Consider the following 13710-nt stretch of genomic DNA (forward strand, 5'->3'; position numbering starts at 1 on the left):
GCGTCAGTCTATCGGCGTGCGCGGGACCTGATCCGCGGCCGGGTGATCGGTGCTCGCGGCGGGGTCGTCGGGCGTCGCAGGCAGGGCCGCCTCGTCCTGCGGGGCGAGCGGGCTGCGCGGGGGCGCAGCGGCGTCGTCGTCCTGGTTCCGCGGCGACAGCAGCAGGATCGCCGCGCCCAGGCCCGCCTCCAGGCCGACGGCGAGGGCGACGGGCCCCGGCTCCGGCCCGACCACGGCGAGGGCGCCCGGGCCGAACGAGCCGGACGCCAGCACCGCCAGCACCGCGACGGCGCACGCCGCCGTCACCGCGATCCCCAGAGCGATGACCAGGCGCGGGGCGACCGGCTCGTGCTCCGCGGCATCCGCGGCGTGACCGCGCACCAGCTGCGATCGCGCGACCCAGCCGGCCAGGCACCCCGCAGCCACCGGCACGAGGGCGAGCAGAAGCAGCCACGGAGAGCTGGACTCCGGAAGCGCCCCCAGCACCGGGATGCTCGGCAGCACCCCGACCGACGTGCCCACCGGCGAAACGACGGTGTCGGCCCCGACGGCGAATCCTGGCCCGGCCAGGAACGACACCGCCCACACCACGAAGGTCGGCACGTAGCCGAGCTGGCCCAGGGTGATCACCGAGGCGCCGAGCGCGTCGACCTGCCCGGCCTGGAACAGCGAGAGCACGTGAGCGCCGCGCAGCACGATGGACAGCACCAGCAGCAGCGCCCCGGCGCCGATGAGCACCATGACGACGATCGTGGCGCCCCGGGCGATGAGACCGGGCACCTCCACCCAGGCGCCTCCCCGCCGCTGCAGCGCCGTGTGCACCCCGTCCACCACGCCGTCGTCGCCGGCGCGCCACGCGACGGTGAGCACGCCGCCCAATGCGGGCACGGCGAACACGAGCACGGGGAACAGCACCGCCTGCCACAGTTCGACCGTGGCGATGTCGTTGGCGGTCGTCACGGCCGCCCCGGCCGCGGCGGCAGCCACGACGACGGTGCCGGAGAGCATGCCGATGAACCCGGCACCCGCCCGGGCGGCGCGGGCGCCGGAGCGGCCGGCGAACACCGCGGTGAACAGGGCGAGGGCCAGCGGAGCGAGGGAGACGGTGAAGGATGCCGCTGCCTCGCTGATGCCGGCGGGCACCGTGAACTCCTGCGGAAGGGTCACGGCGAGCGGCACGAGGTGCCCCAGCTGCCAGAGACGGCCGGCGGTGGGCCACAGCCCTGACCAGGGAGCTTCCGGGCCGAACCCGAAGATCCACAGCAGTGTCAGCGGCGCGAGCGCGACGACGAGCCCCACGGCGACGGCGAGGGCGGCGTCGAAGGCGGCGAGGAGGGCGACGAGCAGGCGATTCATCCGCTGTCGACCCTACCCGCGGCCCGTGCGCGGCCCGGGCGCGCCGCGGGGCGCGTCATACGTGTCAGGACTCACAGCCGATCGCAATAGATTTGAGGTATGACCTCCACCTCCCGGGGCGCGACGCCGCCCACCGCCACGCCTGCCCACCCGAAGGGCACGCTCGACCGCTTCTTCTCGATCACCGAACGTGGCTCCACGGTCGGCACCGAGGTGCGCGGCGGCCTCGTCACCTTCGTGACGATGGCCTACATCGTGATCCTGAACCCGATCATCCTGTCGACGGCCGACGTCGACGGCACGTTCCTCGCGCCGGAAGCGGTCGCGGCCAGCACCGCCCTCACCGCCGGGTTCATGACGATCCTCTTCGGCATCGTCACCCGCCTGCCCTTCGCGTTCGCCGCGGGTCTGGGCATCAACGCGTTCCTCGCCTTCTCGGTCGTCGGCCAGGTGACCTGGGGCGAGGCGATGGCCCTCACCATCATCAACGGCCTCATCATCGTGCTGCTGGCGGCGACCGGCCTGCGCAAGATGATCTTCGACGCCGTGCCCGTGCAGCTCAAGCTCGCGATCACGGTCGGCATCGGCCTGTTCATCGCGTTCATCGGCTTCGTGAACGCGGGCTTCGTGAACACCGGTGGCGGCACGCCCCTCGAGCTCGGCACGGCGGGGTCGATCGCAACGGTCGACACGCTGCTGTTCGTCGTCACGCTGCTGCTGGGCGGCATCCTGATCGCGCTCAAGGTGAAGGGCGCGATCCTCATCGCCCTCGTCGCCGGCACGGTGCTCGCCGCGATCGTCAACATCTTCACGCCCGTCGCCGACTTCGGTCTCACGGGCGGGATCTTCGCCCTCCCCGACCTCAGCCTCGTGGGTGCGGTGGACTTCGGCTTCGACTTCGCGAAGGTCGGGTTCGTCGCGCTGCTGATGTTCGTGTTCACGCTCGTGTTCACGAACTTCTTCGACGCCATGGGCACCATGACGGGCCTGGCGAAGGAGGCCGGCCTCGCCGACGCGAAGGGCGACTTCCCGCGCATCAAGTCGGCGCTCGTCGTCGAGGGCGTCGGCGCCGTCGTCGGTGGCGCGACCTCGTCGTCGTCGGCGACCGTGTTCGTCGAGTCCGGCTCGGGCATCGGCGAGGGCGCACGCACAGGCCTGGCGAACGTCGTCACCGGCCTGCTGTTCCTGCTGGCGATGTTCGTCACGCCGGTCACCGGCCTCGTTCCCGGCTTCATCGCCGCCGCGGCGCTGGTGCTCGTCGGCGCCATGATGCTCTCGCAGATCAAGAACATCGACTTCGCGGACTTCAACGTGCTGCTGCCGGTGTTCCTGACGGTCACGGTCATGCCGCTGACGTACTCGATCGCCAATGGCATCGGCGCCGGCTTCGTCAGCTGGGTGCTCGTCAACGCACTGTCGGGCAAGGCCCGCCAGGTGCACTGGCTGCTGTGGATCGTCGCCGCCGGCTTCGTCGTGTTCTTCGCCCGCGGCCCCATCGAGGCGCTGCTGGCCTGACCCGTCGTCGAGGGCTGAGCCGGCGCGCCGCGCCGCTCAGTCCTCGACCGGCTCCAGCACGAAGACGGCGATGCGCCGGTCGGTCTTGGCCTGGTACGCGTCGTAGTCGGGCCAGACGGCGGTGGCGCGAGCCCACCACTGGGCATACTCGTCGCCGTCGAGCTGCCGCGCCACGTACTCGCGGCGGTCGGCGCCGTCCTGCAGGGCCACGCGCGGGTTCTTCCGCAGGTTCCAATACCAGGCGGGCGGTTCCGGGGCGCCGCCCTTGGAGGCCACCACGGCATACCGGCCGTCGTGCTCCACCCGCATCAGCGCGGTCTTGCGCACGCCCCCGCTCTTGGCACCCACCGTCGTCAGCACGATGATGGGGACGCCGCGCAGGGTGTTCGCCTCCCGGCCGCCCGACGCCTCGTACTGCTCGGCCTGGGTGCGCGCCCACTCGGAAGTGCTCGGCAGGTAGTCGCCTGTGATCGCCATGGCCACCACGCTAGTGCCGATCCGCTGCGGTGGCGCCGCCGAAGACGACGAAGGGTGGATGCCGCGTGGCATCCACCCTTCGTGCGTTCCCGTGCCTGTTACAGCGCGGCGATGATCTCGCGCATCAGCTCGGCGGTCTCGGACGGCGTCTTGCCGACCTTGACCCCGGCGGCCTCGAGGGCCTCCTTCTTGGCCTGCGCGGTGCCCGCCGAGCCTGAGACGATGGCGCCGGCGTGGCCCATGGTCTTGCCCTCGGGGGCGGTGAAGCCCGCGACGTAGCCGACGACCGGCTTGGTGACGTTGGCCTTGATGAACTCCGCCGCACGCTCTTCGGCGTCGCCGCCGATCTCGCCGATCATGACGATCGCCTTGGTCTCGGGGTCGGCCTCGAACGCCGCGAGGGCGTCGATGTGCGTGGTGCCGATGACCGGGTCGCCGCCGATGCCGATGGCGGTCGAGAACCCGAGGTCACGCAGCTCGAACATCATCTGGTAGGTCAGGGTGCCCGACTTCGACACCAGGCCGATGGGGCCCTTGCCGGTGATGTTGGCGGGGGTGATGCCCACCAGCGACTCGCCGGGGGTGATGATGCCGGGGCAGTTCGGACCGATGATGCGGGTGGCGTTGCCCTTGCTCTCGGCGTAGGCCCAGGCCTCGGCGGTGTCACCGACGGGCACGCCCTCGGTGATCACCACGAGCAGGCCGATGCCGGCGTCGATGGCTTCGATCATGGCGTCCTTGGTGAACGCCGGCGGCACGAAGGCGATCGACACGTCGGCGCCGGTCTTCTCCATCGCCTCGGCGACCGAGGCGAAGACGGGCAGCTCGACGGGGTTGCCGTCCTTGTCGGTGTGCGAGACGGTCGTGCCGGCCTTGCGGGCGTTGACGCCGCCGACGATGTCCGTGCCGGCCTTGAGCATCAGGGCGGTGTGCTTGGTGCCCTCCCCGCCGGTGATGCCCTGGACGATGACCTTGGAGTCTTTGTTGAGGTAGATCGACATTGCGTTGTCCTTCTTCGTCCGGGGGTCAGGCGTTCGCGAGCTCGGCGGCCTTGTCGGCGCCTTCGTCCATGCCGGCGGCGAGGGTGACGAGGGGGTTGTTCGCGGCCGCGAGGATCGCACGTCCCTCCTCGACCTGGTTGCCGTCCAGGCGCACCACGAGCGGCTTGCTGGCGGTGTCGCCCAGGATCTCCAGGGCCTTCACGATGCCCTCGGCCACCGCGACACACGACGTGATGCCGCCGAAGACGTTGACGAAGACGCTCTTGACCTGCTCGTCGTTGAGGATGACATCCAGACCCGCGGCCATGACCGTCGCCGATGCCCCGCCGCCGATGTCGAGGAAGTTCGCCGGCTTCACGCCGCCGTGCTTCTCACCGGCGTAGGCGACGACGTCGAGGGTCGACATGACCAGGCCCGCGCCGTTTCCGATGATGCCGACCTGGCCGTCGAGCTTGACGTAGTTCAGACCGGCGGCCTTGGCCTTGGCCTCGAGCGGGTCGGCGGCGTCCTTGTCCTCGAGCAGCTCGTGCTCGGGGTGGCGCACCTCGCTGGCGTTGTCGTCGAGGGTGACCTTGCCGTCGAGGGCGACGATGTCGCCGGCGCCGGTGAGCACGAGCGGGTTGACCTCGACGAGGGTCGCGCCCTCGCCCTTGTAGACGTCGTAGAGCTTGACGAAGACGTCGGCGACCTTCTCGACGAGCTCCTCGGGGAACTTCGCCTCACGGGCGATCTCGAGCGCCTTGTCCTTGTCGATGCCGGTGAGGGGGTTGACCTCGATGCGGGCCAGCGCCTCCGGCTTCTCGACCGCCAGCTGCTCGATCTCCATGCCGCCCTCGACCGAGCAGAGGCTCAGGTACGAGCGGTTGGAGCGGTCCAGCAGCACCGAGAAGTAGAACTCCTGGGCGATGTCGGCGCCGGCGGCGACCATGACGCGCTTGACGACATGGCCCTTGATGTCGAGGCCGAGGATCGCCTTCGCCGCCTCGTAGGCGTCGTCGGGGGTCTTGGCGACCTTGACGCCGCCCGCCTTGCCGCGGCCTCCGGTCTTGACCTGCGCCTTGACGACGACGAGTCCGCCGATCTTCTCGGCAGCCGCCTTCGCCTCCTCGGGGGTGTCCGCGACGATACCGGCGAGCACCGGCACCTCGTACTTCTCGAATAGGTCTCGTGCCTGGTACTCGTACAGATCCACGTGCAATCCTTCGCTGGGCGACGGTGGGTTTCGGTGCCGAAAACAATCTCGATGTCGAGAGATCAGCCAATCCCCCAGCCTACTACCCGCGCATGACAGGTCCCGCCGCGCTTCGGCGAGGTCGGCAACGGGCGCGGATGCCGGCGCACTCAGCCGTCGGCGCGACGCGGAAGCGTCGGCAGGTCCCGACAGGCGGGGCCCTCGATGCGGGTGCCGTCGGGGGCGAACCGCGATGCGTGCAGCGGGCAGTCCCACGTGCATTCGGCGTCGTTCCACGCCACGACGCCGCCCAGATGACTGCAGACGGCGCTGACCGCGCGGGTCCGCCCGCCGACGGTCGACACCGCCACCGGCCGGCCGCCGCGCTGGGCGACGACCCCCTCGCCCTCGGCGGGGCGGGGAACGGGCACGGGCTGTCGCTCGGCCTCGAACCATCCGCGGGCAGCGGCACCGGCGATCTTCGCGTTCTCGATCAGTCCGCGGCCGATGTCCCCCGGCATGGTCAGTCGCGTGCCGATCTGCCTCATCCACTGCGGCAGCTCCTCACGGGCCTGCCCGCGGATCTCGGCCGCCAGCCGCAACGCCGCCCACGGCGCGTTGGTGAGCCCCCATTTGGCGTAGCCGGTGGCGAAGCGCACCCTGCCGAAGCCGCGCGGCAGCGCGCCGACGAAGGGGATGAGGTTGTGCGAGGTGTAGTCCTGCGCCGACCACCGGTGCGTGGGCTCGGCACCCGGGAAGTGTCGCTGCGTCCAGACGATGAGGTCGTCCACGAGGGCGCGCTCCGACAGCGCGCGCCCCACGGGGTGTCCGTTGCCGCCGACGATGAGGTTCGCCCCGTCCTGTGCCACGGGCCGCAGCGAGCGGGTGGGGCCGTCGACGGAGAGGAACAGGCCCGTCGGCACGTCGCCGGGCGTGCGGAAGGAGACGCAGTACGAGCGGTGCCCGCTGACCTTCGCGAAGGTGAGGCCACGGTCGACGATCGGGATGCCGGTGGCCAGCACGACGTGCTCGGCGGTCATCTCCCCCGCCGAGGTGCGCAGCACCGGGCGCGGGGGCATCGACAGCCCCGTGACGCGCACGCCGGTGTGCAGGCGCCCGCCGGCGGCGACGAACGCGGCGGCGAGCGCGCGCGTGAGGGTGTCGGGGTCCAGCGCCGTCTGCCCGTCCAGCGCCACCGCGCGCGCGATGGGGAACGGCAGGTCGTCGGTCTCGGAGTGGAGGGCGATGCGCGCCGGCAGTCCCGCCTCGCGCGCGACGTCGTGCTCGTCGTGCACGGTGCCGGCCTGATCGGCGTGCTGCGCGTAGGAGTAGGCGGTGTGCACGGTGCGGTCGACGCCGGCGGCATCCGCGAAGGCCAGCAGCCACTCCTGCCCCGCCCGGTTCGCCTCGACGTAGGCCTTCACCAGCGACGCCGGATGGTGCGCACGGATGGTCGAGAGCGTGCTGCCCTGCAGCAGCGACACCTTGCCCGTGTTGGATCCGCTCGCGCGCGCGGCGACGTCGCCGGCCTCCACCACGGCGACGTCGAAGCCGTCGAGTGCGAGCAGCACCCCGGTGCAGAGACCCGTCAGGCCGGCGCCCACGATGACGACATCACGGTGCGCACCCGGCTCGTAGGGCGCTGAGGGGACGGCGGGTGTCTGCTGCTGCTTCCACAGGGGGTCCATCGCCACACTCAAACGTGGGTGACAGCACGCTTCAACCGGCTTGACAGGCGGCACAGTAGGCTCCGGTGTCATGAGTGACACCGCTGCGACCGCGCCCGCCTCGCGCACCGCCGTGGTGGCGGTGGCGCTGGACCTCTTCGCCACGCAGGGGTTCGAGGCGACCTCGGTGGAGCAGATCGCCCAGGCGGCCGGGGTGTCGCGGTCGACGTTCTTCCGCCAGTTCGGCGGCAAGGACGACGTGGTCTTCGCCGACCACGAGGTGCTGCTCGAGCGGCTGCGCGCGTTCCTCGCCGAGGATCATGCCGATCCGTGGCAGGCGGTCTGCGAGGCGTCGATCATCGTGTTCCAGCACTTCGCCGCCGATCCCGAGCCCGCGCGCCGGCGCTACGCCGTGGTGCGGGGCGTGCCGGCGCTGCGCGACCGCGAGATCGTGACGGTGTTCCGCTACGAGCGGCTCTTCGACGAGTACCTGCGCGCGACCATCCCCGACCTCGATCCCCTCGACGCCGTCGGATTCGCGGCACTCGTGACGGCCGTGCACAACCACGTGCTGCGCCAGCTGCTGCGCGGAACCAGGCGGGTGCCGGCATCCGTGCTGCGCGCGGCGCTCAACGACGTGCTGGCCCGGTTCGGCGTCGCCCCGACAGCGGAACCGGCGGACGACGACGTCGTGGTGGCGGTGTTCCCCAAGCGCATGCCCGCAGCCGAGGTCGCCCGGCGCGTGCGCGCCTCGCTCGAGGGCTGATCGCCGCGCCTCGCGCCGGCCGGGCCCCCGCGCTGATTCGGCCGCCTGACCCGGCCGCGCCGGCCTGGGTGCCGCGCAGCCCGGCCCGCAGGGCGGGCACAACGTCGCCATTACGGCCCAGCGGGCCCCGGTAGCGGCACCGCCGCCCCCTCCCCCGCGCGGATCGGCGGCGTTGTGCACGGCGCCGCCCTGCACCCGAGCGCTCCGCTGCCGCGCTGGTTTCTGCCGTCTGACCCGGCCGCGCGGGAGTGCGGCTGGCAGGGCGTGCACAACGTCGCCACCGCGGACCGGGGAGCGTCGGTTCCCACCCCCGAGGCCCGTTCCCCGCGCGGATCGGCGGCGTTGTGCACGGCGCCGCCCCACGCCCGAGCGCTCCGCGGCCGCGCTGGGTCGACTTCCGACCCGGCCGCGCCGGCCGAGCTTCCCCAGCAGCCCGGCCCGCAGGACGTGCACAACGTCGCCACCGCGGACCGGGGAGCGCCGGTTCCCACCCCCGAGGCCCGATCCCCGCACGGATCGGCGGCGTTGTGCACAGCACCGCCCCACGCCCGAGCGCTCCGCTGCCGCGGAGAGCGACCGCGCGCGGGATCAGAGGGCGACGAGCACCTGCGCCAGCAGGATCTTCACCACCATCGCGGCGGGGTACACCAGGGTGTACGCCAGCGCCACGCGGGTGTCGTAGCCGGTGCGCATGTTCGCGAACGCCAGGATCGCGGGGTTGGTGAGCGTGCCCGCCATGACCCCGGCCAGGCGGGTGCCGCCGGTGTGCATGAGGTGGCGCGCGACGACGTAGGTGCCGACGACGCTGATCGTCGTGATGACGAAGCCCAGCAGCAGCAGCTGCAGGATCTCCCCGGACGTGATCGCCGAGATGACCAGAGACCCGGCCTTCGTCCCGGCGTAGGCGAGGAAGATCAGCAGCCCCAGCTCCGACAGCACACTGGATGCCGTCGCGGGCAGAGTCGTCACGATCGGTCCGATCCGGCGGATGCGACCGAAGATCAGCCCGACGATGAGCGTGCCCGCGGCCGCACCGAGCGCGAAGGTGCCGCCGCCGGGCAACGGGACGGAGATGAGGCCGAGCCCGAGCCCTGCGGCGATACCCAGGGCCAGCGCCATCGGGTTGATGTCGCTGATGCCGCGTTCCGAGTCGCCGATCAGCTCGGTCAGGCGGGGCATGGCCTCGCGCGGGCCCACCACCTGCAGCCGATCACCCTGCTGCAGCACCAAGGTGCCGGTCGCGACGATGTCGACGTCGCCGCGGCGCACGCGCGGGATGGTGGCCCCGAATCGCTCACGCAGCCCGAGGCTCGCGATCGGGCGGCCGGCCAGCTGCGGGTTCGACAGGATCATGCGGCGGTACTCGAGGTGGGTGCGGTCCTGCACGATGTCCAGCGACGACGCATGGCCGAGCTCGGCCGCCACCGCCTCGACGGCATCCTGCGGGCCGATGACGTTGACCACTCCCCCGGGCGGCAGCTCGGTCTCGGGGCCGACGGTGGCCATCTCGCCCCCGCCCTTCGGCCGCAGTCGCGAGAAGGTGATGCGGCCGCCGTAGCGCGTGCTGACCGCGCCGGCGGTGGGTCGCGCCATGGTGTCGATGCGCACGGCCTTGTCGACGAGCGCCACCGGCTCGTCGGTGTCGTCGGCGCGGTGGCGCAACGCCAGTCCCACCGCGAGCATCGGCGCGATCACCCCGAACACGTAGGCGCTGGCGTAGCCGACGGTCGCCTCGGGGCTTCCTCCCGTCGCCGCGAGGGCAGGGGTGTTGGTGACCGCGCCGGCGAAGGTGCCGGCGATCGTGGGGGCGGAGACCCCCATCGCCCCGCCGAGCAGGAACGCCGTCCCCGCGGCGAGCACGAGAAAGCCGGTGACCACCAGCAGCAGCGGGTAGGCGGTGCGCAGGGCGTGGCCGAAACCCGGACCGGCCATGAGGCCCACGCAGAAGGCGAACACCACCAGCCCGATGTCGCCGATGAGGGCGGGAAGCTCGATCGTGACGCCGTTCGCGACGCCCCAGGCGGTGAGTCCCATCGCGCCGAACAGCACGCCGATGGCGCCCAGCGAGACGCCCGCGACCCGCACCCGTCCCAGCGCCGACCCCAGCCCGACGAGGAGGAATGCGGTGAGCACCGGGTACGCGGCGAGGAACTCGAAGACCGGGCGCATGTCCCGAGTATGGCGCGCCGCATCCGCTGCGGCGAGGGCACTCCCGCGTGTCCGCCGCGGCGGGCAGGATGGGCGCATGTACGACATCCCCGCGCCGATGCTGGCCAAGGCCGTCGCCGAGATCCCCGACCGTCCGGGCCTGAGCTTCGAGCCCAAATGGGATGGATTCCGCGCGCTCGTCGCGTGGGACGGCACCGACGTCGAGATCGGGTCGCGCGGCGCCAAGCCGCTCACCCGCTACTTTCCCGAGCTCGTCGCCGCTTTCGCGCGCCTGCTGCCGGAACCCTGCCTCGTCGACGGCGAGATCGTGGTGGCGGTGGGGCCGCCGGGGGCGCAGCACCTGGACTGGCCGGCACTGTCGCAGCGGATCCACCCCGCGGCATCCCGTGTGGCGCTGCTGTCGACCGAGACCCCGGCGATGTTCATCGCGTTCGACCTGCTGGCCCGCGGCGACCGCGACCTGCAGGCCGAGCCGTTCGCTGAGCGCCGCTCCCAGCTCGAAGACCTGCTGGGAGGGGTGCCCGATCCGGTGCACGTCACCCGGACGACGGCGGATGCCGCACAGGCGCGGCGCTGGCTGGCCGAGTTCGAGGGCGCAGGCCTCGACGGCGTGGTCGCCAAGCCACTCGACCTGCCCTACGCTCCCGGCAAGCGCACGATGCTCAAGATCAAGCACGCCCGCACCGCCGACGTGATCGCCCTCGGATACCGCATCCACAAGAGCGGCGAGGGCGTCGGGTCGCTGCTCGTGGGGCTGTATGACGACAGCGGCCGGCTGCGCAACGTCGGCGGCGTCGCCGCGTTCAGCAACGCGCGCCGGCTGGAGCTCGTCGACGAGCTGGCGCCGCTGGTCGAGACCGACGCCGACGGGGCTGCGGTCACGGGCGCGACGGATCGCTCGCGCTTCTCCGCCGCGAAGGACACGTCGTTCGTGCGGCTGCGCCCCGAGCGCGTGCTCGAGGTGCGCTACGACCAGCTGGAGGGCGACCGGTTCCGCCACACCGTGCAATTCGAGCGCTGGCGTCCCGACCGCGACCCGCAGTCATGCACCTACGACCAGCTCGAGACCGTCGGCGCCTACGACCTCGCCGACGTGCTGCAGTGACCGCCGCCGCCTCCTGACGGGTACGGTCGTCGCATGGGATTGTTCACACGCGCGCCCCGGTCGATCACCGTCGACGCCCCGCTGCGGCTCGACAGCGAGTCGCCCGTCCAGCTGGCCGCCGACCGCGCGCCGTGGAGCCTCTGGGCCGACGGCATGGGAAAGCTCGCCACCCGCGCCCTGCAGCTGATCTTCGTCGTCATCGTGGCCGCCGCGATCGTGCTGGGCATCCAGCAGGTCACCGTGGTGACGATCCCCCTCGTGATCGCGCTCATCCTCGCCTCGGCATTCGCCCCTGTGATGGGGTGGATGCGGCGGCGCGGGGTCCCCGCGGTGCTCGCCACCGTCACCACGCTGCTGGCGATCGTCGTGATCCTGAGTGCCGTCGGCTGGCTCATCGTCTGGGCCGTGCGCGACCAGTGGGACGAGTTGTACAGCAAAGCCCAGGACGGCTTCACCCAGGCGGTGGCCTGGTTCGGAACCCTCGACCTCCCCATCGACCAGGCACAGGTCGACGAGTGGGTGGGCAGTGTCACCGACTTCCTCACCAGCGCGCAGTTCGGCTCGGGGGCACTGGCCGGCGTCGGCGCCGTGGCCAATTTCGTCACCGGCTTCGTGCTGCTGGTGGTCATGCTCTTCTTCTTCCTCAAGGACGGCCCGCAGATGTGGGCGTTCCTGCTGCGCCCGTTCCGTGGCGAGAACTACGCCCGCGCGGTGCGCATCGGCGACAAGACGGTCACGACCCTGGGCTCCTACGTCCGCGGCACGGCCACGGTCGCCGCGGTGGATGCCATCGGCATCCTCATCGGCCTGCTGATCCTGCAGGTGCCGCTGGCGATCCCGCTGGCGACCCTGGTGTTCCTGCTCGCCTTCATCCCGATCGTGGGTGCGACCGTCGCGGGCATCCTCGCGGCCCTCGTGGCCCTCGTGGCCAACGGCTGGGTCGTCGCCCTCGTCGTGGTGGGCCTCGTGGTGCTCGTCAACCAGCTGGAGGGCAACTTCCTGCAGCCCGTGCTCATGGGCCGGTCGCTGAAGCTGCACGCGTTCGTCGTGCTGGTCGCGTTGACCGTCGGCACCGTGCTGGCCGGCATCCTCGGTGCGGTGCTGGCGGTGCCGATCACCGCCGTGGTCTGGGGCGCGATCCTGGTGTGGGACGGGGAGAGCACCCCCGCCCGCTGGGCACGACCCAAGCCGGGCGAAGAGACCGCCGGGTCGACGGAGCGCTGGCGACTGCGCAAGCGCAAGCGGGACGCCGCGCGATCCCAGCGCGGCGAGCAGCCCGTCGTGCAGGCGGCGCCCTAGCCGACGCGGCCGAAGACGCGCTCAGCCCTCGTCGGGCTGCCGGGCCCGGCTGGGCTGCACGCGCGGCGGCTCACCCGGCATCTTCGGAAAGTCGGGAGGGAACGGCAGCTCGCCGAGCCCGTCCTGGAGATCCCGCTGCCACCACTCCAGCAGAGTGTCGATGCGGCCCGGTTTCGCTGCGAGGTCCGCCCACGGGTCGCCCACGTCGGCGAGCCGCTGCGGCACGGAGCGGATCGTGAACAACGCCGGATCGACGCCCGCTTCGATCTCGTCCCAGCTGACGGGTGTGGACACCGTCGCACCGGGAAGCGCGCGCGGGCTGTAGGCGCCCGCCATCGTGCGGTCGCGGTTGGCCTGGTTGAAGTCGAGGAAGATGCGCTCGCCCCGCTCCTCCTTCCACCAGTTCATCGTGACCTTCTCCGGCATCCGCCGTTCGAGCTCGCGCCCGGCGGCGATGACGGCGTGACGCACATCGAGGAACTCGTGGGTCGGCTCGATCGGGCAGAACACGTGGATGCCGCGATTGCCGCTGGTCTTGAGGAACGCCGTCAGTCCCGCCTCGGCCAGCACCTCGCGCAGCGCGGGGGCGACCGCTGCGGCATCGGCGAAGTCGGTGCCCGGCTGCGGGTCGAGGTCGATGCGCAGCTCGACCGGGTCGTCGGTGTCGCCGGCGAGCGAAGCCCAGGGGTGGAAGACGACGGTGTTCATCTGCGCGGCCCACACCACCGCGGCGGCCTCCCGCAGCACGACCTGGGGATGCCGGCGCCCGCTGTTGTAGGTGCACATCACCTCGTCGACGTAGTCGGGGACGCCCTTGGGCGGGTTCTTGGAGAAGAACCGTTCCCCGTCGATTCCGCCGGGGAACCGCTCGAGCGAGACCGGGCGGTCGCCGTTGGCGGCGAGGAAGGGGACCGACACGGCGATCAGGTACTCGGCCAGTTCGTGCTTGGTGATGCCGAGATCGGGCCAGAGCACCCGGTTGGGGCTGGACAGCCCGACCTCGCGGTCGCCGTCGGGCCCCGGGACGGTGAGGGTGATGCGCTCCGATGCCATGCCCCGACCCTAGAGGTCGGTCGCGCGGCGCGCACCCGGCCGACGCCTGGACCCGTGCACAACGTCGCTGATCGGGGGCGAAACCGCCCGGCCGCGCGGTCAGGCACGCGGCGGTCGGTGGTTCGGCGACG

The 13710-nt window shown here is 71.8% G+C and carries 11 protein-coding genes; 4 read left to right on the forward strand and 7 right to left on the reverse strand.

All coding sequences use genetic code 11. The annotated features are described in order from the left end of the window. Window positions 1-3: 3 nt before the first annotated feature. Window positions 4-1356, reverse strand: a complete 1353-nt coding sequence (locus QNO26_RS12150; RefSeq protein ID WP_257526413.1) for a cell division protein PerM — start codon at window positions 1354-1356, stop codon at window positions 4-6. Between the two features lie 99 nt (window positions 1357-1455). On the opposite strand from QNO26_RS12150, the gene QNO26_RS12155 reads away from it, so the two are divergent. Further along, a complete protein-coding gene (locus tag QNO26_RS12155) occupies window positions 1456-2871 on the forward strand; it encodes an NCS2 family permease (RefSeq protein WP_257526412.1) in 1416 nt (471 codons plus the stop codon). 36 nt (window positions 2872-2907) lie between these two features. Here the strand turns inward: QNO26_RS12155 and QNO26_RS12160 are convergent, their stop codons facing one another. The 4 genes from QNO26_RS12160 to QNO26_RS12175 form a co-directional block, all read right to left on the reverse strand. After that, a complete protein-coding gene (locus tag QNO26_RS12160) occupies window positions 2908-3348 on the reverse strand; it encodes a nitroreductase family deazaflavin-dependent oxidoreductase (RefSeq protein WP_257526411.1) in 441 nt (146 codons plus the stop codon). Window positions 3349-3446: 98 nt separating this feature from the next. Beyond that, window positions 3447-4349, reverse strand: a complete 903-nt coding sequence (gene sucD / locus QNO26_RS12165) for a succinate--CoA ligase subunit alpha (protein ID WP_257526410.1) — start codon at window positions 4347-4349, stop codon at window positions 3447-3449. A 25-nt stretch (window positions 4350-4374) separates the two neighbouring features. Next, window positions 4375-5541 (reverse strand): ADP-forming succinate--CoA ligase subunit beta, encoded by a 1167-nt coding sequence (gene sucC / locus QNO26_RS12170; RefSeq protein WP_257526409.1) that lies wholly within the window; start codon window positions 5539-5541, stop codon window positions 4375-4377. Window positions 5542-5690: 149 nt separating this feature from the next. After that, window positions 5691-7208, reverse strand: coding sequence for an FAD-dependent oxidoreductase (locus QNO26_RS12175; RefSeq protein WP_257526408.1), 1518 nt, complete (start codon window positions 7206-7208; stop codon window positions 5691-5693). A gap of 70 nt (window positions 7209-7278) precedes the next feature. Here QNO26_RS12175 and QNO26_RS12180 point away from each other — a divergent pair, with 70 nt between their 5' ends. Then, the gene (locus QNO26_RS12180) at window positions 7279-7953 is read left to right on the forward strand and encodes a TetR/AcrR family transcriptional regulator (RefSeq protein WP_257526407.1); all 675 of its coding nucleotides are present in this window, start codon (window positions 7279-7281) and stop codon (window positions 7951-7953) included. Window positions 7954-8541: 588 nt separating this feature from the next. Here the strand turns inward: QNO26_RS12180 and QNO26_RS12185 are convergent. After that, window positions 8542-10122: an aspartate:alanine exchanger family transporter gene (locus QNO26_RS12185; protein ID WP_257526406.1), complete on the reverse strand. Its 1581-nt coding sequence runs from the start codon at window positions 10120-10122 to the stop codon at window positions 8542-8544. A 76-nt stretch (window positions 10123-10198) separates the two neighbouring features. Between QNO26_RS12185 and QNO26_RS12190 the strand changes: the two genes are divergently transcribed. Both QNO26_RS12190 and QNO26_RS12195 read left to right on the forward strand, forming a co-directional pair. Continuing rightward, window positions 10199-11227 (forward strand): ATP-dependent DNA ligase, encoded by a 1029-nt coding sequence (locus QNO26_RS12190; RefSeq protein WP_257526405.1) that lies wholly within the window; start codon window positions 10199-10201, stop codon window positions 11225-11227. 33 nt (window positions 11228-11260) lie between these two features. Next, on the forward strand, window positions 11261-12526 hold the full coding sequence (locus tag QNO26_RS12195) for an AI-2E family transporter (RefSeq protein ID WP_257526404.1): 1266 nt from the start codon (window positions 11261-11263) through the stop codon (window positions 12524-12526). Between the two features lie 21 nt (window positions 12527-12547). Here the strand turns inward: QNO26_RS12195 and ligD are convergent, their stop codons facing one another. Further along, window positions 12548-13579, reverse strand: coding sequence for a non-homologous end-joining DNA ligase (gene ligD / locus QNO26_RS12200; RefSeq protein WP_257526403.1), 1032 nt, complete (start codon window positions 13577-13579; stop codon window positions 12548-12550). Window positions 13580-13710 lie beyond the last annotated feature (131 nt).

It is taken from the genome of Microbacterium sp. zg-Y1090 (genome assembly GCF_030246945.1).
Taxonomy (GTDB): domain Bacteria; phylum Actinomycetota; class Actinomycetes; order Actinomycetales; family Microbacteriaceae; genus Microbacterium; species Microbacterium wangruii.

Coding starts and splice junctions, on each gene's coding strand:
- ligD (WP_257526403.1), bottom strand. CDS start 13,579: ATGGCATCGGAGCGCATCACCCTCACCGTCCCGGGGCCCGACGGCGAC.
- QNO26_RS12150 (WP_257526413.1), bottom strand. CDS start 1,356: ATGAATCGCCTGCTCGTCGCCCTCCTCGCCGCCTTCGACGCCGCCCTC.
- QNO26_RS12155 (WP_257526412.1), top strand. CDS start 1,456: ATGACCTCCACCTCCCGGGGCGCGACGCCGCCCACCGCCACGCCTGCC.
- sucD (WP_257526410.1), bottom strand. CDS start 4,349: ATGTCGATCTACCTCAACAAAGACTCCAAGGTCATCGTCCAGGGCATC.
- QNO26_RS12190 (WP_257526405.1), top strand. CDS start 10,199: ATGTACGACATCCCCGCGCCGATGCTGGCCAAGGCCGTCGCCGAGATC.
- QNO26_RS12160 (WP_257526411.1), bottom strand. CDS start 3,348: ATGGCGATCACAGGCGACTACCTGCCGAGCACTTCCGAGTGGGCGCGC.
- QNO26_RS12195 (WP_257526404.1), top strand. CDS start 11,261: ATGGGATTGTTCACACGCGCGCCCCGGTCGATCACCGTCGACGCCCCG.
- QNO26_RS12175 (WP_257526408.1), bottom strand. CDS start 7,208: ATGGACCCCCTGTGGAAGCAGCAGCAGACACCCGCCGTCCCCTCAGCG.
- QNO26_RS12180 (WP_257526407.1), top strand. CDS start 7,279: ATGAGTGACACCGCTGCGACCGCGCCCGCCTCGCGCACCGCCGTGGTG.
- QNO26_RS12185 (WP_257526406.1), bottom strand. CDS start 10,122: ATGCGCCCGGTCTTCGAGTTCCTCGCCGCGTACCCGGTGCTCACCGCA.